This is a genomic window from Calothrix sp. CCY 0018 (assembly GCF_963920925.1).
Taxonomy (GTDB): Bacteria; Cyanobacteriota; Cyanobacteriia; order Cyanobacteriales; family Nostocaceae; genus Rivularia.
Map to the genome: position 1 here is coordinate 270,767 of NZ_CAWUDI010000001.1, position 25,853 is coordinate 296,619.

Genomic DNA, 25,853 nt, shown 5'->3' on the forward strand with positions numbered 1-25,853 from the left:
ACGCAAATTCAGCGAGCAGTTAACAGTTAACAGTAGACATCGCAGGAAAAGAAAATACCCCTCTCCAAACCTCTCCCCCACTGGGAGAGAGGCTTAAAAAACCCCACTTTCCGCTTTTGGAAAGGGGGGTAGGGGGGTTAGGTTTGCGTATAAAATTAAACTATCTAAATGTTTTCTGGAGATGTCTAGTGAACAGTGAGCAGTTAGTTCTTGATAATTACTTCTCCCTTGTCCCCTTGCCTCCCCATCTCTCCATTAAAATTCTGTGATATGATAATAACCGCAAGGCTACTGCCGGGATGTAGCGCAGCTTGGTAGCGCACTTCGTTCGGGACGAAGGGGCCGCTGGTTCAAATCCAGTCATCCCGATTTTTTTTAGAATATTGAATTTTATAGTCTTTTTAATTTTTCCAATTAATTAACTGTAGGACAATAGAGGTGAAGTTAGAATCTCATCTACAGTATTAAGAATTGAGGGAAAATCATGCAGTCTGCAATCAATATTTTTACGGTTGAGGAATACCTGGAATTAGAACAAACCAGCGAAATTCGTCACGAATACCTTGGTGGACAAGTTTTTGCTATGTCTGGAGGTAGTAAGGAACATAATACTATTAGCTTAAATATTGCTAGCAGAGTACGTTCTGATTTAAGAGGTAGTTCTTGTAGTGTATTCATGGCTGATATGAAAGTGAATATACGAGTAATCAATCAAAATAAAAATATATTTTATTATCCTGATGTTGTTGTTAGTTGCGATTCCGATGACAAAGACCGTTTTTATTTAAATTACCCTTGCTTAATTATAGAAGTGCTTTCACCTAGTACGGAAATAACAGATAAACGAGAAAAACTTGTTAATTACCGTACTTTAGAAAGCTTACAAGAATATGTCTTGATTTCCCAAGATGAAATCAAAGTGGAAGTTTATCGTCAAGATAATCAAGGTAATTGGTTAATGCAAACTTTGGGTAAAAATGACGAATTGCATTTAGATTCGATAGACTTAAGTTTAACAATGGCTGAAATTTACGAAGATGTAATTAGCTTATAGGAGAAAAGCTATGCAGTCCGCAATCAACTTTCTTAGCGTTGAAGAATACTTTCAATTAGAACAAACCAGCGAAATTCGCCACGAATATGTAGATGGTGAAGTTTTCGCGATGGCTGGTGCTAGTGAAGAACATAATTTTATTACAGGAAATATTTATACCTTACTGCGTTCTCATTTACGCGGAACTCCTTGTCGTACTTTTGCTTCAGATATGAAAGTTAAAGTCAAGGTTCAAAAGGCAGATATTTTATATTATCCCGATATATTAGTTACCTGTAACCCAAATGATAATGAAAGATACTTTAAAACTAGCCCAAAGTTAATTGTAGAAGTATTATCTAATTCTACTAAAACTATAGACAAGCGAGAAAAACGCCTTAATTATCAAAATATTGAAAGCTTACAAGAATATGTCTTAATTTCCCAAGATGAAATAAAAGTGGAAGTTTATCGTAAAGATAATCAAGGTAACTGGTTAATGCAAATCTTGGGTAAAGATGATGAATTACGTTTAGATTCGATTGACTTAAGTTTAACGATGGCTGAAATTTATGAAGATGTAATTAAAATTAATTTAGGATAAATTATTATGACAGCTTTAACTTTACAAATGCCTCCCGAACTCAAATTTACAGATGAGGAATTTGAGCAAATTGTCCAATTTAATAAAGAATTACGTTTAGAACTAACTGCTGAAGGAAAATTAATTATTATGTCACCTACTGGAGGAGAAACAGGAAATCGTAATTTTGATTTAATCGGTCAAATATGGTTTTGGAGTCGTAGAAATAAATTAGGAAAAGCTTTTGATTCATCAACTGGTTTCAAACTTCCTAATGGTGCAACTCGTTCCCCCGATGCTTCTTGGATAAAAATGGAAAGATGGGATGCTTTGACACCACAACAAAGAAAGAAATATTTACCTTTGTGTCCCGATTTTGCAGTGGAATTAGTATCTGAAAGCGATGATGTGGAAGATACTAGAAAGAAGATGCAAGAGTATATTGAAAATGGTTTGAGGTTGGGTTGGTTGATTAATCCGAAAGATAAGCAAGTTGAAATTTATCGTGCTGGTAAGGAAGTGGAAGTTTTGAATTCTCCGACAAGTTTGTCTGGGGAAGATGTTCTGGAAGGGTTTATTTTGGATTTAGAAGTTATTTTTGAGTGAATTGAAAATTAATCATCAATAATATACAGGCAAGAAATTATATTCATTACCCAATGCTTTTAAATTGCAAAATAGTTTTTAGTTCCTCTTCTTCTTCCTTAAAAACGTGGTAGAGTTCCCAATTTTGTTGGAGATTCAACCAAAACTGCGAGCTATTTCCGAAGAATTTTGATAATCGTATTGCTGTACTAGGTGTAATACCTCGCTTTTGATTTACAAGTTCATTTATTCGCTGATAGGGAACGTGAAGTGCATCTGCGAGTTGCCGTTGGGTTATTTCCATTGGTTCGAGAAAATCTTTAAGTAATATTTCACCTGGATGTGTGGGGGGTCTATATTTTGGTATTTTCATCTGTTATTTATCTTTAATGGTAATCGACTATTTCAACTTCCGATGCGTCTTGGAGTGTCCATATAAAGCAAATTCGATATTGGTTATTAATCCGAATGCTATATTGACCTTTACGATCGCGTAGCTTTCTGAAAGAATTGCCTTTTTATACTCATTCTATAACTTTCAACTTCTCATCATTGTGAAAATACTATTAATTTGATACCTATGTTTAAGAATTCATGGGATTATCCAAAAGTAAATATGTATACTGATTTACTTACAGAAAATTCCCATGTCCGAACAAAACCTCATAGGACTCTCAGAGTTAATTGAGCAGGTTAAACAAGAATTGTTAACAACTTCACCGGAAAACGAAAAGGATATTCCTTTACTCAGCGTCGATTCTGTAGAGTTGGAATTGCAAGTGACGGTGAAGAATGAAGGAAAAGCAGGAATTAAAATATACGTTCTCGAATTGGGTGGGGGAAACAGTCAAGATGATGTCCAGAAGGTAAAGGTAACGCTCTCACCGTTGTTAAATAAAGAACAAATGCTGGCAATATATAAGAAGAAATATCCGGAACGCTGGAATGAATTATTGGAGACAAGTATCGAAGGTGGAATGAAAGGAAACGAACAACCCGGATTTTAATTCGTCTTCAGCAACAGCATTAATAAAGCAGTTTTATGGAAACATTTGAGCTATACCTGTCTGGCATAAACGAAAAGCGATTTAAAGCAATTGTCACCCAGTCGGGGGAAACGGATTCATCATTACCGTTTTCTGATGATGAAGGCGATCGCCGAATGACTTTGCTCAGAAGTTTGGAAATCAGTGGTTTCAATTCCCAATATTTTTCCTGTGAAGAGAAAAATTGGATGAGAGATGTGGGTATTCTCGCTCAAGATGGTAAAGATTTTAATACCAATTATTTAGTTAATATTGGTCAAAGTTTATATCGTTCGTTGTTTCCATTTGGTAAAGTTGAAAATGCTTTCAAAACTGCTTTGCAAATTGCTCAAAATCAAAATACCCAATTACACGTTCAATTAAGATTTGAAGACGATTCGGGCAAGCGTTCTAGATTAGCTGATTATCCTTGGGAATTAATACATGATGGACAAGATTTTTTATTGCATCATCAAGTAACTTTTTCTCGCTACATTGCTCACGATAAATTTCCTCCCAATTTACCACCTGTTGAACAGCTAAATGTTTTACTGATATCTTCTGCTGCTTTTGATAAAGAATTAGGATTGCAAAAACTTTCAAAAAAAGAACAGCAGGCTATTTATAAAGGATTAGAAACCGCTAGCGAAGACGGAGATATTAACCTTGATGAATTAGATTATGCGACTATTGATGAATTAAGAAAATATTTGACCGAACATCAAGGAAATGATGCTCCCCATGTAGTGCATTTTGATGGACATGGAATTTTTGCCAAGCGGTGTATAAATAAAGACTGTAGCACTATACATAAGAGAATTTCTGCAACCCACTGTAGTGAATGCAATAGTGAATTACCGAAGGCTCAAGGTTATTTAGCATTTGAAAGTGAAGCCGGTAAACCAGATTATCTAAGTGCTAAGGAGTTGGGAGCATTACTGCAAATTTCTGGTTTTGCTGATAATAATCAAGAATCTAGTGGTGTAGCTTTGGTGGTGTTGAGTGCTTGTCAATCAGCAATGGCTTTAGAAGGTGAATCTGTATTTAACGGTAGCGCTCAAAATTTGATAAATCACCGTATTCCCGCAGTGGTAGCGATGCAGTATTCTGTGAGGGTTGATGCTGCAACTGAATTCGCAAAGCAATTTTATCGTTCCTTGGGACAAAAGAATTCTCTTGCTGTGGCAATAAGTCAGGGAAGAGAAGCGATGGGTGTGGAAGGTAATCAATGGTATCGTCCCGTATTGTATCTGCGCTGGCAGGATAATCAAGGGGGACAGTTGTTTAAGCACAGTTCGTCAAATAAGTTGTTTTCAAAATGGGAAAACGCTTGGTCTGAATTCAAAAAGGTAAAATCTTATTGTACAAATACTATATTAGTTGGTAGAGATAAGGAACTAGAAGATTTACAAACTGTAATTAATAATAATGAAATTCGAGCAGTTATTGTTTCCGGACAACACAACATTGGAAAAACAAGACTCGTACTCGAAGCAACAAAACATTGTTCTACTAGAACTGTTATCACACGCGATCCTCGTTCTATGAGTGTAAGCGAGCTGCTGAGTCTAGAGGACAAGAGTTTAGAAATTATTGTTGTTATTGAAGATCCTACTTTAGACAAAGTTGAACATTTTATTAATAAAGCGATTGTTTCTCAACATTTAAAACTTGTAATTACCTTACCTACGGTAAAAAACTATCCTATTCCCTATTTAGGACTAGATAAGCGAATAAATCATATTCAGATCCAGCCGCTTTCTGAAGATGATTCTAGAGAACTTTTAAGGACTGCAAATGCTGACTTTGATTATAGTGTGGAATCATGGGTTGTTAAACAAGCTGGTGGAAATCCAGGAATATTGGTAATAGCAGCTCAATTATTGCCCGATTTTAGACATGAAAATAATAACTTTATATCAGAAATAACTGATACCTTAAAGCAAAAAGTTGACAAGCAGTTTAACGGAAATTTTCTTAAAATACTTCAAATTTTAAGTTTACTAACATATATCGGTATTAAAGACAAACTTTATGAGGAAATTGAATTTGTTTGTCAATTCTTTGGAGATGACATTCAACCCGGTCAAATTCTAAAAGAAATTGAGAGTATTGAAAAAGCTGGTTATGTTCAGGTTAGAGGTTTATACGTTGAGGTCATTCCACCAATACTTGCAAATTCTCTAGCTGAGGAATTGCTACAAAATAATTCATCCAAACTATTACTACTGTTTAATGAATTGAGTCAAGATGGACGTTCGCGTTTACTCCAAAGGCTAGCACAATTAAAACAAGCAAAAATTTCTTGGTTCTGGAATGAGCTATTTAGTTCAAATGGTTTGCTCAGAGATTTAGAAACTGCACTTTCTAATGGACAAATATTGCGAGTAACAGCCAGTGCAGTTCCAAACCAAGTTAAAAGACTTCTGAATGATTTGAAAAATCTAACTTTTGAAGAGCGTAAATCTATAATCTATTCAGAGAGAGATGCTTTAGTATGGTCTATTGAAGAACTCATATTCCGTCAAGAAACAAGTCGTTCTGGAATACAATATTTAGGATTACTTGCTGAAACTGAGGTTGAAAATTATGGAAGCAATAGCGTTGCTAGCAAATTCAGCCAATGTTTTCAGCCTTTTCATTCACAAATACCGCTATCACTTCAACGTAGACTAGAATTTTTTAAGACAATAATTGCGCCAGAATCTTCGGTTGAATCGCGCTTATTAGGTATTAAAGCAATTCAAACTATTCTTTATCGCTGGGTATATACATCTCTACGTGAAGAAAGTGGAAATAAACCTATTGATTTGATGCCCAATGCTATAACTTGGGGTGAAGTGTGGAAATATCGTGAAGACTTATTAGAATTTTTAATAGAATTAGCTCAGTCAGAAGAACCCAAAGTGGCTGAAGCAGCAAGTGTTGCTCTCCCAAATACAATTGCTGAATTTGCTTTACTCCAATTCCAATTCTCACCTGAGTTTACACTTAGAAAATTCAAAACTCTTGTCGATTGGGTGATAAATAATCAAGTAAATCTTTCTGTTTCCAAATTGGCTGATGCATTGGAATCTGTTTACAGTCATTATCAAACACAGAAGGAAAAAGATTGTGAAGAAAGATTTGCTCAGTGTGAAAGTTTTTTAGCACAAATCAAAAATTTAATTAATCAGCTGGATAAAGCCGATTTTGCATTAAGACTAAAAAGATGGGCAGGTAAATGGACTCCAGAACATACAAAATATGAAGTAGAACAAAATGGACAAACTGTATATAGAAAGGAAAAAGAATCGCTAATCCTTGCTAAAGAAGTAATAGAAAAGCCAGAAATTTTAAGTGATGAACTTTTAGGATGGTTATGTTCAGCAGAAGCTCAAGGAGATGATTTTTGTTTTTGCCTTGGGAATGTAGATTCTGAACGAAAGTGGCTACCAAAAATTGAAGAAATAGGTACTAAAGATAAAGGTGAATTTGTTTTTTCTGCTTACTTTGGTGGTTTAGGTAAAGTTAACCGCTCATTTGTTAGCGAAAGACTCGATCAACTAACCAAAGCTTATGATGTGAAAGGTGAAGCGATTGTTAATGCTACTAAATATATTGGTGGTGATTTAGCAGGAGTTGAACGTGTAGAAAAACTGATTCACGAAAAACGTGTTCATCGTATCTATGTTGAACGAGTACTAAGTACTGGTAGGTGGTTTCATAGATTAACTTCTAATGATTGTTTGCGTCTTCTTAAAGCAATTGCAGGTTTAGAACTAGAAAATGTAGCAGCAGTTATTGATTTTGTTTTTATGTGGCTGCATAACCAACAATCTCTGGAAAGTGAGCTTGCAGAGTTTGTATGGCAGTGTCTAGAAGCTCCAAATAAGTCATATATTGATGAATATAAATGTGACCAAATTGCTTGTAAGTTAGTAAACTTCAATATTGAACGTGGCTTCACTTTGTTAGAAACACTTTTGGAGAAGCTATTAGTTTTACCTTATGAATTAAGATATTGGAATCCTATTAACTACTATAAACAAAGAGAATTTTGGGAATTTTTATATCAAGCGGATAAGAAACGTGCTGTTCGCATGGTTCTATCTTCTGGAGTAGCAGAAATGTCACGAAATTATATAATTACACGTCATATTTCCGCAGTCGTTAACCAACAAACTGACTGTGATTTACTTTTAGAATTTGCTTTAGAAAATGAAAAGCAAGCAGAGTTGGTTTGTTCAATTTTGTCGGGTTCTAAACCCAATTTTTGGTTTATCACTTTCAATATATTAGAAAAATATCCCGACAGTACTGAAATTAGATACATCTTATCTGATATGGCTTTAGACAATTGCTGTCATGGAAATGTACTTGATAAATTGCAAGAGCATAGCCAAAGAATTGAAAAACTACTGAACAATGTTACAACTCCATCTGCTGCTTTTGAATGGCTTGAAGAACTTTTAGAACGTGTAAACAATTTTATACAGAGAGAAAAATAAACTATATAAGCTGAATATTTTTTAACTTATTTAAAATACGCAGTAAAATATAACCACATCATTATTTATAAACCAAAACCGGAACTCTCTTAAAAGCCGGAGTACCACAACGCTCTTCAACTTCCGCTTTAAAAATAACGTTAACTTCCGGATAAAACATCACTCCCGCACCTTCACGCACTTCTCCAAAAATAATTTCTACATTCTCTAATTCCCCCACATTTCCTTTCACAGTTACCCGCTGATGTTGCTCAAAACCAGCTTTTTCAACGTCATTTTTATTCATCAAAATACAGTTTCTATGCGGTATTCCCCGATATTTATCTTCAGTTTGATAAACCACCGTATTATGTTGAGCGTAACTACGTCCGGTCATTAATGCGACAACTATTCCTTGCGTACTTTCGGCAACTTTAAAGTCTTTTATTTCTGGAAGCTTTAATATAGGTAATGGTGTAACAAACATTTTAGCTTTACCGGAAGCTGTAGAAAATTTAGGACTTTTTAAAATCCTGCCGCTAATGGTAAATTCTTCTTCTGTTTCGTCAATTTCGCCTATTTTTTCGTATCCGGGAATTGTTTGAGCTATCAATTCTCTGACGTATTTTGTATCTTGTAATTTACGCCAGTTGACGGGATATTCTCCATGTATTCGATATGCTAATTCGGTTAAAAAGTCTACTTCTGAAATTAAATCGGCTTTTTTGAGATGGGTTTCTCCTTCATCGTTGAGTCGAACAAAGTTATTACCGGATTCAACTGTGGTTTTATGGGGATTTTCAAAGCGGTTAAAGACGGGAATAATAATTGTATTTTGATTAGCTAATCCATTAAAATGACCGAGGTTTGGTTTTGTTGCTAAATAAATGATGGTTTCAATTTTATTTAGCGCTCGTTTTACTTTATTCAAATCGGGATTAGCAGCATATAAATTACCACCGACGCAAATTAATGTATCAACTTTTCCAGCGTCAGCGGCTTCAATTAAAGCGTGGGTGTCGTATCCTTTGACTTTACTTAAAGAACGACCTAATAATTTTTCTAATGCTTGTTGAATTTCTTTTTTCAATCTTACCGTGACACCCATCGAGCCAAAACCTTGGACGTTTGAATGTCCCCGTATTGGCATGACTCCGGTTCCTTCTTTGCCAATATTACCAGTCATTAAAGCGGTATTGACAATGCTATAGATATTATCAACACTGTTTTTTTGTTGAGTAATACCCATAGCCCAAGCAAATACAACTTTTTGCGAGTTAATAATTATATTTGCAGCGGTTTCTATTTCAATTTGAGAGACACCGCAAGTTGAAATAATGGTTTCCCAATCTGTATTTTCAAGGTGACTAATTACTGCTTGCCAATCTTCCGTATAAGCTTGTAAAAACTCGTTTTGAATCTTACCTTTTTCCAATAAAGCCTTTTGAATTCCCGTAAATAATGCCACATCGCTACCGGGAATCGGCTGTAAATAAATTGAAGCGATATCGGAACCTGTAAGCAGCGACTTTACAAAAGCAGGAGAAGCAAATTTAACTAAACCGACTTCTTTCATCGGATTAATTACAATTACCTTACCACCGCGATCGCGCAGTTTAATCAATTCATTCATCAACCGGGGATGATTGTAAGCAGCATTGGAACCCGCTAACACAATGCAATCTGCTTGTTTCAAACTTTCCAAACTAACAACAGAAGTACCAGTTCCCAAAGTTTGTTTTAATCCAAAACTTGAAGGAGCGTGACACAAATCCGAACAGTCAGCTAAGTTATTAGAACCCAAAGTTCTCATCATCAGCTGTAATAAAAATGCTGCTTCGTTGGATGAACGTCCGGAACTGTAAGAAGCTACTCTTTCGGGGGTTTTAGCAAAAGCTGTTTCACAAATACTATAAATTTCATCCCAAGTAATGCGTTCGTAATGCGATGAGCCAGAACGTAAAATTACAGGGAAATTCCATCTTCCCAATCTATCTGCTTCTCGTGACGTAAGTTGCTGTAATTGTTCAATATTTCGTTGCTCAAAAAACTGTTTGGGAATCGCAGGTTGAATTTCTGCTGAGATTGACTCAACACTCTTCATACAGCGCTGTAACTTTTCCCCTTCTTCATTAGTAAAACCACCTTTTTGTCCACCTGTACCCCAAGCACAGGATAAACAAGCGCTTTTATGCAATAGAGTTTTCCAAAGTTTAGCTCCTTCCGGTGACAAGGTATGTTCAGCCCAATATCCGATAATAGGTAAACCTCCACCCATTTCCGGTGTATCTGTATTATCAAAAAAAGGAGGAGATTTTGGATAGGAATTATCTTTATTCATAGAATTTACCAATGATAAGAATAGGTGGGTATTTATTCTGTTTTAAATGAATTGTTTAGTTTAGCCAAAATTTGATAAAAGATTATTGATGAGCAAACCTTAATTTCATTTTATCAATAGATTTGGAATTGGAAAGATTTATATTTTCAGTCCATTTTAATAGACTTATGCTATTAGATTGTCGTTTGTAAATTTAAGGTAATTAAAACAAAATCGAATAAGGATTAAATTATTTTGAAGAAACATTTACTAAATTTATTCTGCTGTATATAAAAACTTTTACCTGTGAACATCAAAATATAACTAAATTTTAAAAATAATCATGGCCACAATTCCTAATTATCAATACATGACACCCCAGGAATATCTAGACTGGGAAGAAAAACAGCCGCTCAAATACGAATATATTGACGGTGAAGTTTTCGCTATGACGGGGGGAACCCTTGCCCACAATGATGTTGCTTTAAATTTAGCATCTGCTCTCAAAAATCATGTTAGAGGGAAAGGCTGTAAAGTACAGATGGCTGATGCAAAACTAGGTGTATCAGAAAATGGCCCTTATCACTACCCAGATGTGATGGTAAGTTGCAATGAAAAAGATAAACGCGCTACAAAAGTTATTTATCATCCTTGTTTAATTGTCGAAGTTCTTTCTCCTAGTACCGAAGGAATTGATAGAGGAAAAAAATTTCAACTGTAAAAGAATATGTTTTAATTAGCGCAGAACAAATCATGGTGGAATGTTTCCGACTCAATGATAAAGGTTTGTGGGAACTATACACCTATAATCAAGGTGATGAAATTGATTTAACAAGCGTTGATTTTAAATTCCCTATGGAATTACTTTATGAAGATGTAATGTTTGAAAATGCCAAATCAAATTAACCTAATAAAAACGCCTTCCGAGCAATCGAGAGGCGTTTTTTGCCGCGTCTGAAAACTACAGACTGTTAACTGCTAACTGTTCAAGTCAATGCTTTCAACAATGCCTGTAATTTGAGTTGAATTTCTGCAAACTCTTTTTCTGGATCGGAACCGGGTACAATACCAGCACCGGCATAAAGCAGGGATGATTGGCTGTTGTTGTCGATTAGTGCGGAACGAATTCCGACGACAAATTCACAGTTACCTTCGGAATCTATCCAACCCAAAGGTGCTGCATATAAGCCTCTCTCAAAAGTTTCATAACGCCGTATTTCCTGACAAGCAATTTCGGGTGCAACACCGGCTACTGCTGGTGTAGGATGCAGTTGAGCGACTATTTGCAAAGGATGCACGTTACGAGGCACTTTCGCGGCAATCGGTGTCCACAAATGCTGAATATTTGATAACTGTCGCAATCTAGGTGTTGAAACCTGCGGTAATAAGCCTAAACTGAGCAACCTTTGAGTAATAAAATCAATTACTAAAGAATGTTCGTGTCTTTCTTTGTCGCTGTTGAGTAAAATATTAGCTATTTTTGCGTCTTCTGCGGGTGTTTTCCCCCTGGCTGCGCTTCCAGCTAAAGCATCGGTAGTTAATTTTCGATTGTGAATTGCAATCAATGTTTCTGGAGAAGCACCAATAAAGTTTTGTCCTTTGCCATTGCTTGTAGAAAATATACAGCAGTTAGGATGTAGCTGTCGTAGATTATTTAATGATTTAAACAAGTTTAATGGAGCGATCAATTGAATGTTTAAAGCATCCGCTAAAACAATTTTACTATAATCACCTTTACCAATATCTTCTAATGCTGATAATACCGATTGTTTAAATTTACTAGATTTCGCGATCGAGTTTTTAATAAATTTAGGTTTGGAATCATTTAAGCTGATAAAATCATATTTTAAATTATTAATATCTGTAATTTTATCCCACAAACTTTTTAGATAATTTTCTATATTAAAATCCGCATCAATTAGAATATTTGCCCTTAATATACAGCGTTCGTCTTTACGAGTAATTTGCAAATTAGGTAAAAAAATGGTAGCTGGAGAAAAAGGATAGTTTTGTTGAAGATTTGTATCAAAAAAACTAAAGCTGCAAAAAAATGCCGGGTTTGCAAAAGAATTATTTACATTGCAAAAATTAACTATTCTACTGAGATTATACCTGATAAACTTTTCAGCTTCAGAAAAACGTCCTTTGCCTTTAACTTCAAATTTTGTTACCGCACCAATAGCAGCAATAGCTTGTTTTTTGCTAGGGCTTTCCCAGTAGAAATTAAGCCGATCGATTGTAGCTAGTTTCTGGAAGACAACCAAAGGATCTACCGAGTCAATATAAACGGCAATACTAGCTATTTGCGTGCAATTATTCTTAATACAATATGCTTGTTTTTTTTCAAGAAATTGGTATAGCTCTTGATTAGATATAAAAAACTTGGCAGAACATGGTGAAACTGTCATGGATCTCAATTAGGGTAAATTTTTTTGAAGTTTTCTTCCTAAAGCATCATGAATCGTGGTCGTATTTCTACAGGTAGCACATTCAGACGCTGTTTTGCCAGCTAGCCAAGGAGGCTCGTCAACCTTGATGGTAAAAACCTCCTTAACTGCTTCGAGTGTAGATTTTACAGGAGCTTTCGCTCTAAATACAGCCCTGTTGGACAAGGGATGTAGGAAAGAGGGAGAACTGGCAAAACAACAGCTATGAAGGGTGCGCTTGCGGCTTTGTGCCGGAAGAATATTTGGCAGTTTCATTGATTGCGACTGATGACTACAAAGCTGATTTTATATCCGAACTTAAAGTTATGGATGGCGGCGATAAAACCGCCAATGTATTGCGTTGCGATTATGCCGATTTGGGTAGGAACTGCTGTCGCTTTTGCAGAAAAAAAGGTGCTTCATGCAGCTGTTTTTTGCACGTTTTTAGCTGCTGCGATTTTGATTGTTGCCTGGGAAAATTTGAGTAATGATGTCTTCGATTCTGATACGGGAATTGATCTTAATAAACATCATTCTCTAGTTAATTTGACGGGCAATAGACAATTAATCTTTTGGCTGGGAAATTGCTTTCTAAGTCTAGGATTGCTGGGAATACTAACAATTTGTTGGTGGCAACAAGACTTAACTTTAATTGGAATAATTTTGCTATGTTGCGGTTTAGGATATCTGTATCAAGGACCTCCTTTCCGCTTAGGCTATCAAGGTTTAGGAGAAATACTTTGCTTTTTCGCCTTTGGTCCTTTGGGAGTAGCAGCAGGATATTACAGTCAAACTCAAAGTTGGTCTTTAACGAGTTTAGCCGCTTCTTTAATCGTTGGTATTCCCACGACTTTGATATTATTTTGTTCCCACTTTCATCAAGTCAAAGACGATTTAGCAGCAGGAAAACTTTCCCCAATTGTTCGTCTGGGAACCCAAAGAGGTTCGCAAGTTTTAAATTGGTTAACAGGCAGTATTTACGCGCTGATATTGTTATTTATACTTTGCGGAATTTTTCCATTATGGACGCTTTTAAGTTGGTTTAGCTTACCTTTTGCTGCAAAACTATGTAACCACGTCGCCGAAAACCACAACCAACCCCTTAAAATTAGTAACTCCAAATTTATCGCGATCGCAATGCAATTTTGGTGCTGTTTGCTATTAGGATTCGGGTTTGTTTTGTGAATCAGTGAGCAGTTATCAATTATCAATTAAATATGGAGCATGGGAGATGGGGAGACAAGGGGACAAGGAGACAAGGAGAAATTTAATTTATTAATTCCTAACTCCTAACTCCTAACTCCTAACTCCTAACTCCTAATTTTCAATCTAAAATCCAAAATCGCTTGATGGTTTACCAATTTGAATTTCGTTCTTATCGTCGCAAATTTGCAACTCCTTTAAAAACATCTCACGGTATTTGGGAAAGTCGGGATGGTGTTATTATTCGTCTTCAGGATGAAAATGGGAAAGTTGGATGGGGAGAAATTGCTCCGATTAGTTGGTTTGGCTCGGAAACTATTCAACAAGCGGTTTCATTTTGTCGGCAATTATCAAACGAAATTACCGATGAAAAGATTTTCTCGATTCCTGATAGATTGCCAACTTGTCAATTTGGGTTTGAGTCAGCACGAGAAACCATCGAACAAAATAATTCTGCTGCAAAGCTTTCTCAAAATCTTACTAAGAGCGTTTTATTACCTGCTGGTAAAGCAGCTTTGAGTCAATGGCGAAATGTATGGGATATCGGCTCTCATAGTTTTAAATGGAAAATCGGCGTTTATCCGGTTGCAGAAGAAGTTTTTATTTTTGACTTACTTGCTGGAGAATTACCTGCTTTTACAAAACTGCGACTGGATGCGAATGCTGGTTTAAACTACCACGAAGCTGAGATTTGGCTGCAAAAATGCGATGATATCAATATAAATAATGATATTGATTTAGAAATCGAATTTATTGAGCAACCGCTTTCGGTAGATAGATTTTCACAAATGTTGGAATTGAGTCGTAATTACGCTACGAAAATAGCTTTAGATGAATCTGTAGCTACACTCGAACAACTTCAAAGCTGTTATGAAAAAGGTTGGCGAGGAATTTTTGTTATCAAAGCCGGTATAATTGGCTCGCCATCACGTTTACGCGAATTTTGCCTTACTCATAAAATTGATACTGTATTTTCATCAGTTTTTGAAACCAGTATTGGCAGAAAAGCCGCATTATCATTAGCTGCTGAATTATCGCCACAAAAAAGAGCAGTAGGTTTTGGTGTCAATCATTTCTTTGCAGAAAACGAGCAAATTTGTTTGGATAATTTATGGAAGAATACTTCACATATTTTGTAAATAATGACTGTTTAATTTGCGAAGATAATCATTCATTAACTGAGCTAATCGAAAAATTTTATTTAGATATTATTAAGTTTAAACAAGAAAATTCTTATCTACCAAAAATTATTTTAAACCAATGTCAACCAGTGCGTTTTTTAGCAAGTTTTATCGCCGCTTGTAAAGCAAATTGTCCCGTCTTTTTATGTAATCCCGATTGGGGAAAACAAGAATGGCAGCAAGTATTTGATTTAGTCAAACCAGATATTATTTGGAGCATAGAAGACAGCCTTATTACCCATGCCCAATGCCCAATGCCCAATTCCCAATTCCCATACATCATGATTCCTACGGGTGGCTCGTCGGGTAAAATAAAATTCGCCGTTCATACTTGGGATACTTTGACGGCTTCGGTAAAAGGATTTCAAGAATATTTTGAAGTTGATAAAATTAATTCTTGCTGTGTATTGCCGCTGTATCATGTTAGCGGTTTAATGCAGTTTATGCGCTGTTTGATAACTGGTGGCAAGTTAGTTATTTTACCTTTTAAAGAGCTTGAATTAGGTCAAAATAATATTCAAAATTTAATTAATAAAAATACTAATAACTTTGATTTTTTTATATCTTTAGTTCCCACTCAGTTAGAACGTTTATTACAAAAACCTGATTTAACTCAATTGCTGAGTAAATTTGAAACTGTTCTTTTAGGAGGTGCCCCAGCTTGGGATGAATTATTACAAAAAGCCAGATTTCATCATATTAGATTAGCTCCTACCTACGGAATGACAGAAACTGCTTCTCAAATTGCGACTATGAAACCCGAAGATTTCCTGATAGGTAGAAGTGGTTGCGGAAAAGTTCTTCCTCATGCAAAAATAGAAATTCGCGGCGAAAAAGGAGAGAATTTACAAAACGATCGAGTCGGAAGCATTAATATAAAAGCCGAATCGTTAGCTCTTGGCTATTATCCTCTTGATGGTGAAAGACAAACTTGTTTGCAAATAGATGATTTAGCTTTTTTAGACGAGCAAGGTTATTTGAATATTGTCGGAAGAAATAGCCACAAAATAATTACAGGTGGAGAAAACGTTTATCCCGCAGAAGTTGAAGCCGCAATTAGAGCAACCGGCATGGTGGCTGATGTTTGTGTAATTGGTGTAGGCGATCGACACTGGGGACAAATTGTAACGGCTATTTATGTAAACAAAATACATATTTCAAATCAAGAAATTCAAGCTTTACTTAAGGAAAGGATAAGCAATTATAAAATTCCTAAAGTTTGGATTTGTGTTGGTTCGTTACCTCGTAATTCTCAAGGTAAAATTAATCGTCAGAAGCTTTATGAAATAGTTGGTGAATACGCATAATTTTCCGTAAAATCGTCCTAACGTAACCTTTCCAAACACTTGACTATTTCTGCTGACAATCCAATCTTTTTTCTACTTGCTACATCAATACAAACATGACGAGTCATTGCTTTAGCTGCTAACTTATCACTAATATAAATTTGATAATCAATTTCAAACTGCTCGGCGCGAATTCTTAAAGGAGTTAAGCTCACAAATATTTTATCGCCGCAATACATTGGACGCATAAAATCAATATCAGCATGAATGATGGGAAAAGCAGTAGATGGATTTGTAAAAAATTGCTTGATATCAATTCCTAAAGATTCTAAAGCTGCTTCATAAGCTTCATGACATATAGCTAAAACATTCGCAAAGTAAACTACACCAGCAGCATCGGTATCTTGAAAGCGAATCGTGCGATTGTATGTGAAAGACATTGAGAGAGGTTAAAGGTTAAAGGTTAAAGGTTAAAGGTGAGGAGTTATAAGTTACGTGTCACAAAAATAATAGTAGTGGGAGCATCTTGCTCCCTTTTTGTTTCATATGCCTAATATCCCATGTCCAATTCCCAATTCCCAATTCTCAATTCCCAATCCCCAATGCCCAATTCCCAATCCCCAATCCCCAATGCCCTATGCCCAATTATAAATATCTTCGGAGTTGGGATTAAGATAAGGATGCTCTAAATCAATTGACATAAGAGCAAAGTGCTGACAAATAATATTTAATTTTTCTTCTGGTGAATCGATGTCTTTTTCCCAAGCTTCAAATAAAGCATTTGCAATAATTTGACAGCGATTTACACCGAAGCTCTGCTTGTTAAGGGGTTTTTCTAAAGGTTGTTCGGCTAAACTCAATCCTGGTGCTAAATATTTGGCGAATAATGGTGTTTCTGGCTTAAAATAAGCTTGATGCTCTGCGTAAATATCTCTAAGCAATTCTTGGATAGCGGGATAATCTTGACGTTGAAAATTAAGTATCCCCGAATCATAGCGATCGCAACCTAATGGATGATGGGGAACTTGAAAGTTGAAGGGTATTTCAACGGCGTTTAATTTAAGAGTCAGACTACTCATTAAAGCAATAGCACCTTGGGGATTTAAGTTGAAAAATATACTTACAACTTCTAATTCACTCCAGGCATTTTGCAAATCGTCTTGTTGCTGTTTACCTGAGTTACTCATTGCTAAATAGAAGCCGTTATTTAAACGATTTTTTGGTAGTCGAATATCAATTAAGTCATCAACTCTACTATATAATGCGTCTGGTTCTAAATAACTCTCTTCAACGTGTAATGTTAAACCATCTTTAGTTACAGCTAAACTTCCATCGGGTTCTTGTCGTAACACCCGCCAGCCAGAATCTAAGTAGCCCGTACCGTGATTGTGTTGGTGTAATTGATTGTAAAACTGCCAATCGATTTCAAATACACAATTGTTCTCTAAATCTTGATGTAATAAAAGATTAGGATTAGTGGTATTTGCTGCTAAAACACTTTGTAACGAGTTGTTGTAATAAATACCATATAGGAAGTTTCGCAGCAGTAAAGTAAGATATTTGTCTTGTAATGCTGTAGAACTTTTTTCAAGTGTTTCTACCATCAAGGCAGGCAAACTAAAAGGTTGATAGTCCAGATGATAAATGGAAAATCTAGATTCTATTTCAATCTGAGTGGCAATTTTTAAGAAAGTCTTTGATAGAGATGTTTTAGAAGAAGCTATCATGGTGATTTTATCGAAATTTATGAATTATAAGTTATGAAAAATAAATGCAACCCTTGATAGAAAAGAAAAGTTAACAGCAACCATTTATGACTGGTTACTGTTAACTGTTTACTAGTAAATGCTAACTACGAACTGACTAACACCCACGCAAGCGGGTTTTTTCGTAGAAAAGGGGAATTAAATTATTTTCCCTTTCAGCCACAGGTATTTTGGCAGTTTTTACAAATGGTTTGAGAATTTGTAATTCTGATTTACCAAAAACGTCTATTACATATTCGGGAGTTCTAGTTAAGATATTTTTGGCGAATTCTAGAGCAATCAAACTAGTATGATGCAAGTTTTGCTGACTATTAATCTTGTTATGGATTTGATTGATTAATGCTAAACCGGCAAACTTGATAATCGACTGGATGAAATCTTTACGGTACTCTAAAATCATTGGGAAAGCTTTAAGATAAGCTTCAGTTAAAGCCAACATTGAAGGCTGAAGAATCTCCAGCGGAATAGCCGCTAATTCCAAAGACTCTTCTAATTCCAAAGTGGAATCTACAACTAAACTTTCTAACCAAATTTTCAAGTAACCAGCCAGCAAAGTTCCCAAATCGTAAGCGGGATCTCCCCAACCACAAGCTTCCCAGTCAATCATCTTGACTTGTGCGTTATCCAAATTGGAACTGCGAGAATGTACTAAAATGTTCTCTAGTTTCAAATCGTTGTGAGTCAAACAACAAGGATTATACGCAGAAGCTAAATCCGCGATCGCAGATTCTAAAAAGTCGTGGCTTTGATAGTGAGAATAAAACGAAAGTCCCGCACTGCTAACTTTGCCAAAAATAGAGGGATCGAGAAAATCTACCCCCTGTGCCGGATTAAAATACTGATAGCGAATCTGCCCAGCTGGAGCAGTAGCCATAAAATCGCGGCACTTTTGGCGTTTAAAAGTTGCACGGTGTAATGTTGCTAAAGTATTGCCAATACAACTTGCTAATTCTGGCGGAAAATATAGGTTATGCCTGTAATAGCTTTCCAAACCTTGGTATTCCCAAAGGTAATTACGCACGAGGATTGAGTTTTCCTCATCGTAATGTACTACTAGTGGAGATAACGCTTTTATATTGCCGAGAACAGGAAAAGATTCAAGCAACTGGTGAAACAGCCATTCATTAAAGAATTCATGGGGGATACCGTTGAATTCTTGGGCTAGTTCTTGTTTTACCAAAAGCTTGCGATCGCCACTCTTAGTAACCAGTATATTAAAATTCTTGCGGCTACTACTGTGTGGCAAATCTGCATCGGCGGTTGCGCCATCTTCTAAGCTACTCAGACCCGCTTCTTGCAGATACTGGATAACGTTTTGAGAAGACAGTGAAAGTTTCATTTATTGGTTACTTCCTTAGATTCCTTTAAAATTAGCTTTGTTTGGTTTTGGCTTTAATTGTGGCAGCATTCCCCAGCGAAGCCCTTTTTTTAGGGAATCTTAAAAAAACGATGACTACGCTTTATTAATATCGAATTCCCCTGACAAATACCTGCCAAATTGCCAAATTTATCTTTACCGTCGCTTTAAATTTCACTTTTGAAGCATAGTGAAATCTTTAATATTATTTTAATTTTTACTTACGCGAATATAGAAATTTGTGCTTTAACCTTTTAATGCCTGTTCTATCCTCGCGATTACGTTTTTGAACAGCCGTGCCATTAACAAACATTAATATAATTATTGAATACAACAGCTAACACTTTAGGAGTACAAGAAATTTTGCATAGTTTCCGGAAGAATATAAATATTTTTCTTTGTGCGTAGGCTAATAATTTTTTGCCCAACTATTAACAATCCTCTATAACCTAAATTCTACGCAAAATCATCAAATTTCGACCATTACCAATAGCGGAATAGTTGCATCTTATTTTCATATTGTTACATTACTATACATTTACCCCACGACGAAAAGCTAGATAAGTTGTACTTTTATTGCTATAGAAAAAATTTATTACAACTAAATCAAAACTTCATCAAAAATCCTTTAGGGCGATGTTCTCACCAATAAAAACCATTTAAAAAATCTCGATACCTATAATTATTTGCAATAACGAATTAATTAGCAATAGGGAGAGAAAGTAGAGCGGAAGAAATTATGATTAGCAACTAACTCTTAACTCTTAACTCTTAACTTCTAACTTCTACTTCCCCACTCCTAACTCCTCGTCAAATTTAGGTTGCCATTGAAACTGAGTTAGATTGATTTTCCCTTTCGAGTTAAACTCAATTCCTTCTTGCTCTAACAAATGCTTTTGCTTCCTATCTCCTCCTTCACGCAAGTTTGAATAGCAAATTTCACCCTTAGCATTAATGATTCGATGCCCTCGTAATATCATTAGAAGCTGTATCTACCTGAAACATTGCGTATCCAACTAAACGCGCTTTACCATAAATTCCTGCTAAATCCGCGATTTGTCCGTAGGTAGCAACTTTACCACAGGGAATTTGGCGAACAGTTTTATAAATCAGATCGTATTTAGACATTTTTAAGGAATTATTAAATAGTATTGCGCGATATTGATTTTAATAGGTTTGTAGTAGCGCTATGCCCTCCGGGCACGCTCCGCTAACAGCGCCTCCGGAATCCGGAGGCGCTAAAGCGCTACTACGAACTAATTAAGCACTAAAAACTAATTGAGAAAACATCGCTATTAATGCTGCCAGACCTAAAAAAACCATTAATCCAGCTGGCATAAATTTACGTGTTTTGCCGAGTCTAACTGCAAAAACAACTACCAAAATACTCGTAAGAATAAGCGATATAGTTAGACCCCAAGTTTGTCCCTGTAATTGCAGGTAAGCAGCAACCAGTAGCAATAAACCGCTGACTGTTCCACTTATCAAAGAAACCTTGCTGCCTGCACTTTTGTAACCGATGATGCCACCGATAATTGATAAAATACCGTATAAACTAGCGGCTATAATACTTTGCATTGTTAAAACCTGTGTAGATTTGCAGTTATTGTCCTCGGCGTAGAAGGAAAATTAACAACAGCCATTCATTTCCATGAGGCAGTTGCTCGAAGTTGTCTTCCCTACTCCCCCGTTCCCTATTCCCTATTCCCTATTGCCTACTCCTTTTAATAAATGAATAATCAAGCGATCGAATCGGTTCAATTTCTCCAGCGTCAAGCAGCTTCTCTTTTACTTTACCAGTCTGTGTTTGAAGGGGAAGTAGGTAAAGCTTTTCTTAACTTATTGCAGGCTATACGCTACCCTAATGCTGAAGCACGAGATTGTCTTCAGGCTTACGGCGATTTTTTTAAAATTTTGGCTACTAAAAATCAAAACTGGGAAGAATATCTGATTTCTCAAATCTTGACTTCAGAAAATCCTTTTAGCGATCGCTCTCGATTAGAAAATTTACCGACTGCTTTAATTTCAGCAGCTAAACACGATTTACGGGCTTTGCAGAGCTTTCATGAATGCAGCGTTGCAACTCTTGGTGAATGGGTGCAGTCTGTTGCCCATCTACCCATTTTGCCAGTAGTATGGTATACAGAACAGCAAAAAATAGAAATCAACGAACAATTACCGCTGATAGAAAAATTACGAACTTTGTCAGATTGGACTGATGCCGTGGAAGATTTGACAGCGTTTTATCGGCAATATGGTACGGGGATCTTCGCAGAATATAAAGCTTTCCGCTGGCAGCAGGGAGAATTAGAAGGTATACGCTATCCTGACAAAGTAAAGTTGAGCGAACTGGTGGCTTATGAATCTCCTAAGCAAACTTTAATTAAAAATACCGAAATTTTGTTGTCAGGACAACTGGCATTAAACGTTTTACTCTACGGTAGTCGTGGTAGCGGTAAATCTTCTTTAGTCAAAGCTTTATTAAATGAATACGCACACCGCAATTTAAGATTGATAGAAGTTGCAAAGTCTGAATTGAAATATTTACCACAAATAGTTGAATATCTGCGGAATAAGCCACAAAAATTTATCATATTTGTTGATGACCTTTCCTTCGAGGAAGATGACGATGCTTTCAAAGCTCTTAAAGTTGTCTTAGAAGGAACTATTACCGCAAGACCGACAAATGTTGTAGTCTACGCAACTTCTAACCGTCGTCATTTGATTCGAGAATTTTTTGCAGATAGACCATTACCCAAAGATGCCGACGAAGTTAACTCTTGGGATACCCTACAGGAAAAACTTTCATTTAGCGATCGCTTTGGTTTAACTCTGACTTTTGAACCCGCTTCTCAAAAGGCTTATTTACAAATTGTCCGACATTTGGTTAAATTAACTAACATTGAAATTAGTACAGAAGAACTAAATAATCGGGCATTGCAATGGGCAACTCGTCATAACGGACGTTCCGGAAGAACTGCACGACAATTTGTAGATTTTTTGAGAGCAGAAAACACAATTGCTCAAAACGAAACAGAAGAATAGAAATAAATATAAATAAATATAAATAAATATTATCTTTAAGTAGATATATTGACTTATTAGTTATTCTTTTATACTCATATTTAAGTCGATAAGTAAAATAATTGCATCGAGGTGTTAAAAAATCTATGTGAGGTTTGATACACATAACATATTTTGATAAATGAACTATGCTAAAAACAAGCGACGCGCAAGATATGGTCAGCAATCGATTTATTATAGGTATAGTTGCCTTCGGGGTGAGCTTCGGGTTGACTTTAGTTTTCACCTGGTGGAATTTTTATAGTGCCTTTGTTACGGGTATCATAACTATACTTGCTACGTACACGGCGACATTTATTGTAGATAAAAAAGCAGAAAAGAAACGTAGAAACTATGAATCATTGGTAATAGATTCCTTTCATAAGCGAATTCACGAACTGGAAAATATAGAACACGGTATTAACTTAGAAATTCATCAATTAGAAGCTACACGTCGTGCGTTGCACACTGAATTCTTACAACTGCAACATCAAGTGAGCGATCGCCGCAATCAAAGAGATTCACTCAACCGAGAATTAAGTACCTTTGCGCTTCAGAAGAAGCATTTAGAGTCGGAAGTTATTAATTTACAAAATGAAATTAAGAATATACAGAAATCCAAACAAGAAGCTGACAATTCTTTTACTAATATTACAGCAGAAAAGCGGCGTTTGGAGTTAAATTGCAGTGTCTCGAAAGCTGAAATAACTCAATTACACGCAAAAATTGGCGAACTTCTTCAGGAGCAGGAAGAATTAGAAAATAGTTTAACTTTATTAAATAGATTAAAGCCTCAGTTAGAAGAGAAACTACATGAATTGCGGGTACAAGTTCAAGAATTAGAAAACGAACAGAAAAACTCTCTTGAGCTATTTTCTAGTAGAAACGAAAAACAAGAAAAATTAAGAGCCGATCTAAAATTATTAAAAGCTCAGAAAGCAGAAGAAAGTAAGCAGTTAGAACAGTTGCAGGGACAAACTTCATTACTTCAAGCAGAAAGAGACGTATTGCAACACCAGGTTTGGGAATTACTGCAACAATTAGAAAACCTGAATCCGCAGCCACCTGTTATTCAAGTAGAAGCCCAAGAAGAAACAGAACAAGAAGAATTTCCTTTTGCTGATTTGATAGAAACTATCTCTATTGAACCAGCAGAGAAAACATCGAGTAAATCGCCAGGTTTATCCAAAGAATGGACGGATTTTCTGGAAAGTTTACCAGAATATGAAATTGAGGTATTAAAAGCTATATTAAAGCAACTAAAAGTTAAATCTACAATTAAGAAGATAGCTGAAACAAATATCACAATGCCAAATTTGTTAATTGATTCTATCAACGAACGCGCGGCTGATACAATTGGCGAATTAATAATTTCAACGAGCAATGATATTCCCGAAATTTATGAAGAATATCAGCGGAATATTCAAAAATTGATTGCTGTGTCTGAAGAAGCGAAAAGCAAACAGCCTTCTAAATAAATTTATCAAGATTAAACTGAATTCTTTGATTTCAACTAAAACTAATCTTATACTCAATTAGCTAGCCGAAAATATAAAGAATATCATTGCCACAACTAAAGCTATCACCCAAAATGTCATGCCAATTAATGATACAGTCTCAAAACTTAGATACTTCTTCTTAGCTTTTACATAAATAAATTTATTTCCTTTAGCTCTGTGAGCTTTACGCAATTCCTTGTTTTTAATCACATTACCAGGATAATATTTCCCAAAAGTTACCAAGGGAGTCAGAAGCATACCCGTAAAATAGCAAAACCTGTAAAATATTAGTTCTGCCAATATCCAGGCAATAGCCCCTAGCAAAAACTCACCAAGTATCTCAATCACTTTTTTCGGTATAAAAATAATAAATTATTAATTTTACTCTACCCAGGGCAGTTTTGCCTACTTAAAGAGAGTTTTATTGGTGATTGCCGCTTTCTTTGTAATTTATGATTGGATTGAGTAGTGAAATATTCAAATTATTATGATTACTTTTTAACGATGATGGTGCGTTGCGCGCAGCAAGCAACACACCCTACAATTATTGAATTTAATAATCCAACCAGATAATCAATAATCTAAAATCTAAAATCGCATGAAGCCTAAAATCTCTAAAAAAGTGTCTACAGCTTTAATTAACTCTTTGGGTGCGGGGGTAGTACCCAGGGTTGGATTGGAACACGTAGCCGTAGGTAGGGAAAAAGAACTAAAAAGTCTTTTGCAAAACATCGAAGATGTTGCCGAAGGTGTAGCTGCATTTCGGTTTGTAATTGGTAATTATGGTTCCGGTAAAAGCTTTATACTGCAACTTGTTCGCAATCGAGCGATGGAGTTGGGTTTTGTTGTTACCGATGCGGATTTATCTTTAGAAAGACGATTAGCCGGAAGTAATAATCAAGGTTTGGCTACTTATCGAGAATTGATGAGCCGTCTTGCTACAAAAACTCGTCCCGATGGTGGTGCTTTTGTTTCGATTTTGGAAGGATGGATTAATAAAATTCAGCAGGAAGTAGTAAAAGAAAGCGGGATGAAGCCCAACGATGAGGGTTTTGACGATACGGTAGAAAAGAAAATTAGAGAAGTAGTTCAACAGATAGAAGATTTAGTCCACGGTTTTGATTTTGGTAGCGTAATTATTGCTTATTGGAAAGGATATCGTTTGGATGATGACGATTTAAAAAATGCTGCATTGCAGTGGTTGCGAGGAGAATTTAATACTAAGACTGAAGCAAAAACGGCTTTGGGAGTACGAGTAATTATCGACGATGAAAGTTGGTATGACTACGTTAAGTTATTAGCCAAATTTGTTGCGGAAATTGGCTACAAAGGGCTTTTGGTTTTGTTAGATGAAGCAGTACATTTATATCAAATTTCTCCTACAGCAAGTCGCCAGAAAAACTACAGTAGACTGCTAGCAATTTTCAATGATGTAATGCAGTGTAAAGCCGAACATCTTGGGGTGATTGTGGGTGGAACGGTGAAGTTTTTAGAAGATCCAAATCGGGGATTATTTTCCGATTCAGCTTGGCGAAGACGTACTAAAGAAAGTCGTTTTGTTGCAAAAGCTGGAGTACAGGAATATAACGGCCCAGCAATCAAACTTAATCCTTTGAGTGAGTCAGAAATTTTGAATTTATTAGATAAATTAGCTGACATTCACGCGCTTAACTACAATTATCAAAAAGCTTTAAATAAAACTGATTTGAAAGAGTTTGTCACAGAGATTGTTAACCGTTTGGGGGCTGAAGCTTTACTGACTCCCGGCGAAATTGTCCGCGATTTTATTAGCATCCTAAATATCTTGCATCAAAACCCGCAAATGACTTTAAGTCAGATAATTCATGATTCTGAATTTAAGCCCAGTAAGGTAGGTGCAGATACAGAGGTTGATGAAGATGGTGTTGCAGAATTTAGTTTGTAGATTGGGTAATTGGTATTGGGCTATTTAACAAAAACTGAATATTATTTATAACTCTATATGAGAATTTATAAACCTAATTTTTAGTTTAAAAGTATTTTCTATAACAAAAATAGATAATAAATTTGTTCGCTAT

The 25,853-nt window shown here is 35.8% G+C and carries 23 protein-coding genes, 1 tRNA gene and 1 pseudogene; 14 read left to right on the forward strand and 11 right to left on the reverse strand.

Annotated elements, in window-relative coordinates:
• Positions 1-295: 295 nt before the first annotated feature.
• From ACM03V_RS01175 to ACM03V_RS01190, 4 genes are all read left to right on the forward strand, one after another.
• Positions 296-369: transfer RNA gene (locus tag ACM03V_RS01175), tRNA-Pro, on the forward strand.
• A gap of 115 nt (positions 370-484) precedes the next feature.
• Positions 485-1,054: a Uma2 family endonuclease gene (locus tag ACM03V_RS01180; protein ID WP_414618910.1), complete on the forward strand. Its 570-nt coding sequence runs from the start codon at positions 485-487 to the stop codon at positions 1,052-1,054.
• A 10-nt stretch (positions 1,055-1,064) separates the two neighbouring features.
• Entirely contained in the window at positions 1,065-1,637 is a 573-nt protein-coding gene (locus tag ACM03V_RS01185) for a Uma2 family endonuclease (protein ID WP_414618911.1), read from the forward strand.
• 6 nt (positions 1,638-1,643) lie between these two features.
• Complete coding sequence (locus ACM03V_RS01190; RefSeq protein WP_414618912.1) at positions 1,644-2,222, forward strand: Uma2 family endonuclease; 579 nt, start codon at positions 1,644-1,646, stop codon at positions 2,220-2,222.
• A 46-nt stretch (positions 2,223-2,268) separates the two neighbouring features.
• On the opposite strand, the gene ACM03V_RS01195 is transcribed toward ACM03V_RS01190, so the two are convergent.
• Entirely contained in the window at positions 2,269-2,574 is a 306-nt protein-coding gene (locus ACM03V_RS01195; protein WP_414618913.1) for a HigA family addiction module antitoxin, read from the reverse strand.
• 13 nt (positions 2,575-2,587) lie between these two features.
• Positions 2,588-2,716, reverse strand: a pseudogene (locus ACM03V_RS01200) (type II toxin-antitoxin system RelE/ParE family toxin); the annotation flags it as partial.
• A 132-nt stretch (positions 2,717-2,848) separates the two neighbouring features.
• Between ACM03V_RS01200 and ACM03V_RS01205 the strand changes: the two are divergent.
• Both ACM03V_RS01205 and ACM03V_RS01210 read left to right on the forward strand, forming a co-directional pair.
• Entirely contained in the window at positions 2,849-3,208 is a 360-nt protein-coding gene (locus ACM03V_RS01205; RefSeq protein ID WP_414618914.1) for a trypco2 family protein, read from the forward strand.
• A 35-nt stretch (positions 3,209-3,243) separates the two neighbouring features.
• Complete coding sequence (locus ACM03V_RS01210; RefSeq protein WP_414618915.1) at positions 3,244-7,716, forward strand: CHAT domain-containing protein; 4,473 nt, start codon at positions 3,244-3,246, stop codon at positions 7,714-7,716.
• A 61-nt stretch (positions 7,717-7,777) separates the two neighbouring features.
• On the opposite strand, the gene ACM03V_RS01215 is transcribed toward ACM03V_RS01210, so the two are convergent.
• Complete coding sequence (locus ACM03V_RS01215; protein ID WP_414618916.1) at positions 7,778-10,036, reverse strand: FdhF/YdeP family oxidoreductase; 2,259 nt, start codon at positions 10,034-10,036, stop codon at positions 7,778-7,780.
• Positions 10,037-10,358: 322 nt separating this feature from the next.
• On the opposite strand from ACM03V_RS01215, the gene ACM03V_RS01220 reads away from it, so the two are divergent.
• Together ACM03V_RS01220 and ACM03V_RS01225 are read left to right on the forward strand one after the other, a co-directional pair.
• A complete protein-coding gene (locus ACM03V_RS01220; RefSeq protein WP_414618917.1) occupies positions 10,359-10,736 on the forward strand; it encodes a Uma2 family endonuclease in 378 nt (125 codons plus the stop codon).
• A gap of 32 nt (positions 10,737-10,768) precedes the next feature.
• Positions 10,769-10,921, forward strand: coding sequence for a hypothetical protein (locus ACM03V_RS01225; protein ID WP_414618918.1), 153 nt, complete (start codon positions 10,769-10,771; stop codon positions 10,919-10,921).
• An 80-nt stretch (positions 10,922-11,001) separates the two neighbouring features.
• Here the strand turns inward: ACM03V_RS01225 and ACM03V_RS01230 are convergent, their stop codons facing one another.
• Both ACM03V_RS01230 and ACM03V_RS01235 read right to left on the reverse strand, forming a co-directional pair.
• Positions 11,002-12,423 (reverse strand): isochorismate synthase, encoded by a 1,422-nt coding sequence (locus ACM03V_RS01230; protein WP_414618919.1) that lies wholly within the window; start codon positions 12,421-12,423, stop codon positions 11,002-11,004.
• 9 nt (positions 12,424-12,432) lie between these two features.
• A complete protein-coding gene (locus ACM03V_RS01235; RefSeq protein WP_414618920.1) occupies positions 12,433-12,717 on the reverse strand; it encodes a hypothetical protein in 285 nt (94 codons plus the stop codon).
• Positions 12,718-12,729: 12 nt separating this feature from the next.
• Between ACM03V_RS01235 and menA the strand changes: the two genes are divergently transcribed.
• The 3 genes from menA to ACM03V_RS01250 all read left to right on the forward strand — a co-directional run bounded on the left by menA (position 12,730) and on the right by ACM03V_RS01250 (position 16,132).
• A complete protein-coding gene (menA, locus tag ACM03V_RS01240; RefSeq protein WP_414618921.1) occupies positions 12,730-13,626 on the forward strand; it encodes a 2-carboxy-1,4-naphthoquinone phytyltransferase in 897 nt (298 codons plus the stop codon).
• Between the two features lie 164 nt (positions 13,627-13,790).
• The gene (locus tag ACM03V_RS01245; protein WP_414618922.1) at positions 13,791-14,783 is read left to right on the forward strand and encodes an o-succinylbenzoate synthase; all 993 of its coding nucleotides are present in this window, start codon (positions 13,791-13,793) and stop codon (positions 14,781-14,783) included.
• Entirely contained in the window at positions 14,756-16,132 is a 1,377-nt protein-coding gene (locus ACM03V_RS01250) for a 2-succinylbenzoate--CoA ligase (protein ID WP_414618923.1), read from the forward strand. The genes ACM03V_RS01245 and ACM03V_RS01250 overlap by 28 nt, the downstream gene beginning before the upstream one ends.
• Before the next feature lie 17 nt (positions 16,133-16,149).
• Here the strand turns inward: ACM03V_RS01250 and ACM03V_RS01255 are convergent, their stop codons facing one another.
• The 5 genes from ACM03V_RS01255 to ACM03V_RS01275 all read right to left on the reverse strand — a co-directional run bounded on the left by ACM03V_RS01255 (position 16,150) and on the right by ACM03V_RS01275 (position 20,812).
• On the reverse strand, positions 16,150-16,551 hold the full coding sequence (locus ACM03V_RS01255; RefSeq protein WP_414618924.1) for an acyl-CoA thioesterase: 402 nt from the start codon (positions 16,549-16,551) through the stop codon (positions 16,150-16,152).
• 195 nt (positions 16,552-16,746) lie between these two features.
• Complete coding sequence (locus ACM03V_RS01260; RefSeq protein ID WP_414618925.1) at positions 16,747-17,838, reverse strand: T3SS effector HopA1 family protein; 1,092 nt, start codon at positions 17,836-17,838, stop codon at positions 16,747-16,749.
• 136 nt (positions 17,839-17,974) lie between these two features.
• On the reverse strand, positions 17,975-19,216 hold the full coding sequence (locus ACM03V_RS01265) for a phosphotransferase family protein (RefSeq protein WP_414618926.1): 1,242 nt from the start codon (positions 19,214-19,216) through the stop codon (positions 17,975-17,977).
• Positions 19,217-20,185: 969 nt separating this feature from the next.
• Positions 20,186-20,362 (reverse strand): MGMT family protein, encoded by a 177-nt coding sequence (locus ACM03V_RS01270; RefSeq protein WP_414618927.1) that lies wholly within the window; start codon positions 20,360-20,362, stop codon positions 20,186-20,188.
• A 132-nt stretch (positions 20,363-20,494) separates the two neighbouring features.
• On the reverse strand, positions 20,495-20,812 hold the full coding sequence (locus ACM03V_RS01275; RefSeq protein ID WP_414618928.1) for a TMEM14 family protein: 318 nt from the start codon (positions 20,810-20,812) through the stop codon (positions 20,495-20,497).
• A gap of 153 nt (positions 20,813-20,965) precedes the next feature.
• On the opposite strand from ACM03V_RS01275, the gene ACM03V_RS01280 reads away from it, so the two are divergent.
• A complete protein-coding gene (locus ACM03V_RS01280) occupies positions 20,966-22,279 on the forward strand; it encodes an ATP-binding protein (RefSeq protein WP_414618929.1) in 1,314 nt (437 codons plus the stop codon).
• A 167-nt stretch (positions 22,280-22,446) separates the two neighbouring features.
• Positions 22,447-23,775, forward strand: a complete 1,329-nt coding sequence (locus tag ACM03V_RS01285) for a tellurite resistance TerB C-terminal domain-containing protein (RefSeq protein WP_414618930.1) — start codon at positions 22,447-22,449, stop codon at positions 23,773-23,775.
• 57 nt (positions 23,776-23,832) lie between these two features.
• Here the strand turns inward: ACM03V_RS01285 and ACM03V_RS01290 are convergent, their stop codons facing one another.
• Positions 23,833-24,054: a hypothetical protein gene (locus tag ACM03V_RS01290; RefSeq protein ID WP_414618931.1), complete on the reverse strand. Its 222-nt coding sequence runs from the start codon at positions 24,052-24,054 to the stop codon at positions 23,833-23,835.
• A 340-nt stretch (positions 24,055-24,394) separates the two neighbouring features.
• Between ACM03V_RS01290 and ACM03V_RS01295 the strand changes: the two genes are divergently transcribed.
• Positions 24,395-25,720, forward strand: a complete 1,326-nt coding sequence (locus ACM03V_RS01295; RefSeq protein WP_414618932.1) for an ATP-binding protein — start codon at positions 24,395-24,397, stop codon at positions 25,718-25,720.
• Positions 25,721-25,853: the final 133 nt, after the last annotated feature.

What these genes read in the sequence shown, in the direction of transcription:
- ACM03V_RS01270 (WP_414618927.1), bottom strand. Translation starts at nt 20,362, where the DNA reads ATGTCTAAATACGATCTGATTTATAAAACTGTTCGCCAAATTCCCTGT.
- ACM03V_RS01185 (WP_414618911.1), top strand. Translation starts at nt 1,065, where the DNA reads ATGCAGTCCGCAATCAACTTTCTTAGCGTTGAAGAATACTTTCAATTA.
- ACM03V_RS01260 (WP_414618925.1), bottom strand. Translation starts at nt 17,838, where the DNA reads ATGATAGCTTCTTCTAAAACATCTCTATCAAAGACTTTCTTAAAAATT.
- ACM03V_RS01230 (WP_414618919.1), bottom strand. Translation starts at nt 12,423, where the DNA reads ATGACAGTTTCACCATGTTCTGCCAAGTTTTTTATATCTAATCAAGAG.
- ACM03V_RS01225 (WP_414618918.1), top strand. Translation starts at nt 10,769, where the DNA reads ATGGTGGAATGTTTCCGACTCAATGATAAAGGTTTGTGGGAACTATAC.
- ACM03V_RS01190 (WP_414618912.1), top strand. Translation starts at nt 1,644, where the DNA reads ATGACAGCTTTAACTTTACAAATGCCTCCCGAACTCAAATTTACAGAT.
- ACM03V_RS01250 (WP_414618923.1), top strand. Translation starts at nt 14,756, where the DNA reads ATGGAAGAATACTTCACATATTTTGTAAATAATGACTGTTTAATTTGC.
- ACM03V_RS01215 (WP_414618916.1), bottom strand. Translation starts at nt 10,036, where the DNA reads ATGAATAAAGATAATTCCTATCCAAAATCTCCTCCTTTTTTTGATAAT.
- ACM03V_RS01245 (WP_414618922.1), top strand. Translation starts at nt 13,791, where the DNA reads ATGGTTTACCAATTTGAATTTCGTTCTTATCGTCGCAAATTTGCAACT.
- ACM03V_RS01180 (WP_414618910.1), top strand. Translation starts at nt 485, where the DNA reads ATGCAGTCTGCAATCAATATTTTTACGGTTGAGGAATACCTGGAATTA.
- ACM03V_RS01235 (WP_414618920.1), bottom strand. Translation starts at nt 12,717, where the DNA reads ATGAAACTGCCAAATATTCTTCCGGCACAAAGCCGCAAGCGCACCCTT.
- ACM03V_RS01295 (WP_414618932.1), top strand. Translation starts at nt 24,395, where the DNA reads ATGAAGCCTAAAATCTCTAAAAAAGTGTCTACAGCTTTAATTAACTCT.
- ACM03V_RS01220 (WP_414618917.1), top strand. Translation starts at nt 10,359, where the DNA reads ATGGCCACAATTCCTAATTATCAATACATGACACCCCAGGAATATCTA.
- ACM03V_RS01285 (WP_414618930.1), top strand. Translation starts at nt 22,447, where the DNA reads ATGCTAAAAACAAGCGACGCGCAAGATATGGTCAGCAATCGATTTATT.
- ACM03V_RS01275 (WP_414618928.1), bottom strand. Translation starts at nt 20,812, where the DNA reads ATGCAAAGTATTATAGCCGCTAGTTTATACGGTATTTTATCAATTATC.
- ACM03V_RS01195 (WP_414618913.1), bottom strand. Translation starts at nt 2,574, where the DNA reads ATGAAAATACCAAAATATAGACCCCCCACACATCCAGGTGAAATATTA.
- ACM03V_RS01210 (WP_414618915.1), top strand. Translation starts at nt 3,244, where the DNA reads ATGGAAACATTTGAGCTATACCTGTCTGGCATAAACGAAAAGCGATTT.
- ACM03V_RS01280 (WP_414618929.1), top strand. Translation starts at nt 20,966, where the DNA reads ATGAATAATCAAGCGATCGAATCGGTTCAATTTCTCCAGCGTCAAGCA.
- ACM03V_RS01265 (WP_414618926.1), bottom strand. Translation starts at nt 19,216, where the DNA reads ATGAAACTTTCACTGTCTTCTCAAAACGTTATCCAGTATCTGCAAGAA.
- ACM03V_RS01255 (WP_414618924.1), bottom strand. Translation starts at nt 16,551, where the DNA reads ATGTCTTTCACATACAATCGCACGATTCGCTTTCAAGATACCGATGCT.
- ACM03V_RS01290 (WP_414618931.1), bottom strand. Translation starts at nt 24,054, where the DNA reads ATGCTTCTGACTCCCTTGGTAACTTTTGGGAAATATTATCCTGGTAAT.
- ACM03V_RS01205 (WP_414618914.1), top strand. Translation starts at nt 2,849, where the DNA reads ATGTCCGAACAAAACCTCATAGGACTCTCAGAGTTAATTGAGCAGGTT.
- menA (WP_414618921.1), top strand. Translation starts at nt 12,730, where the DNA reads ATGACTACAAAGCTGATTTTATATCCGAACTTAAAGTTATGGATGGCG.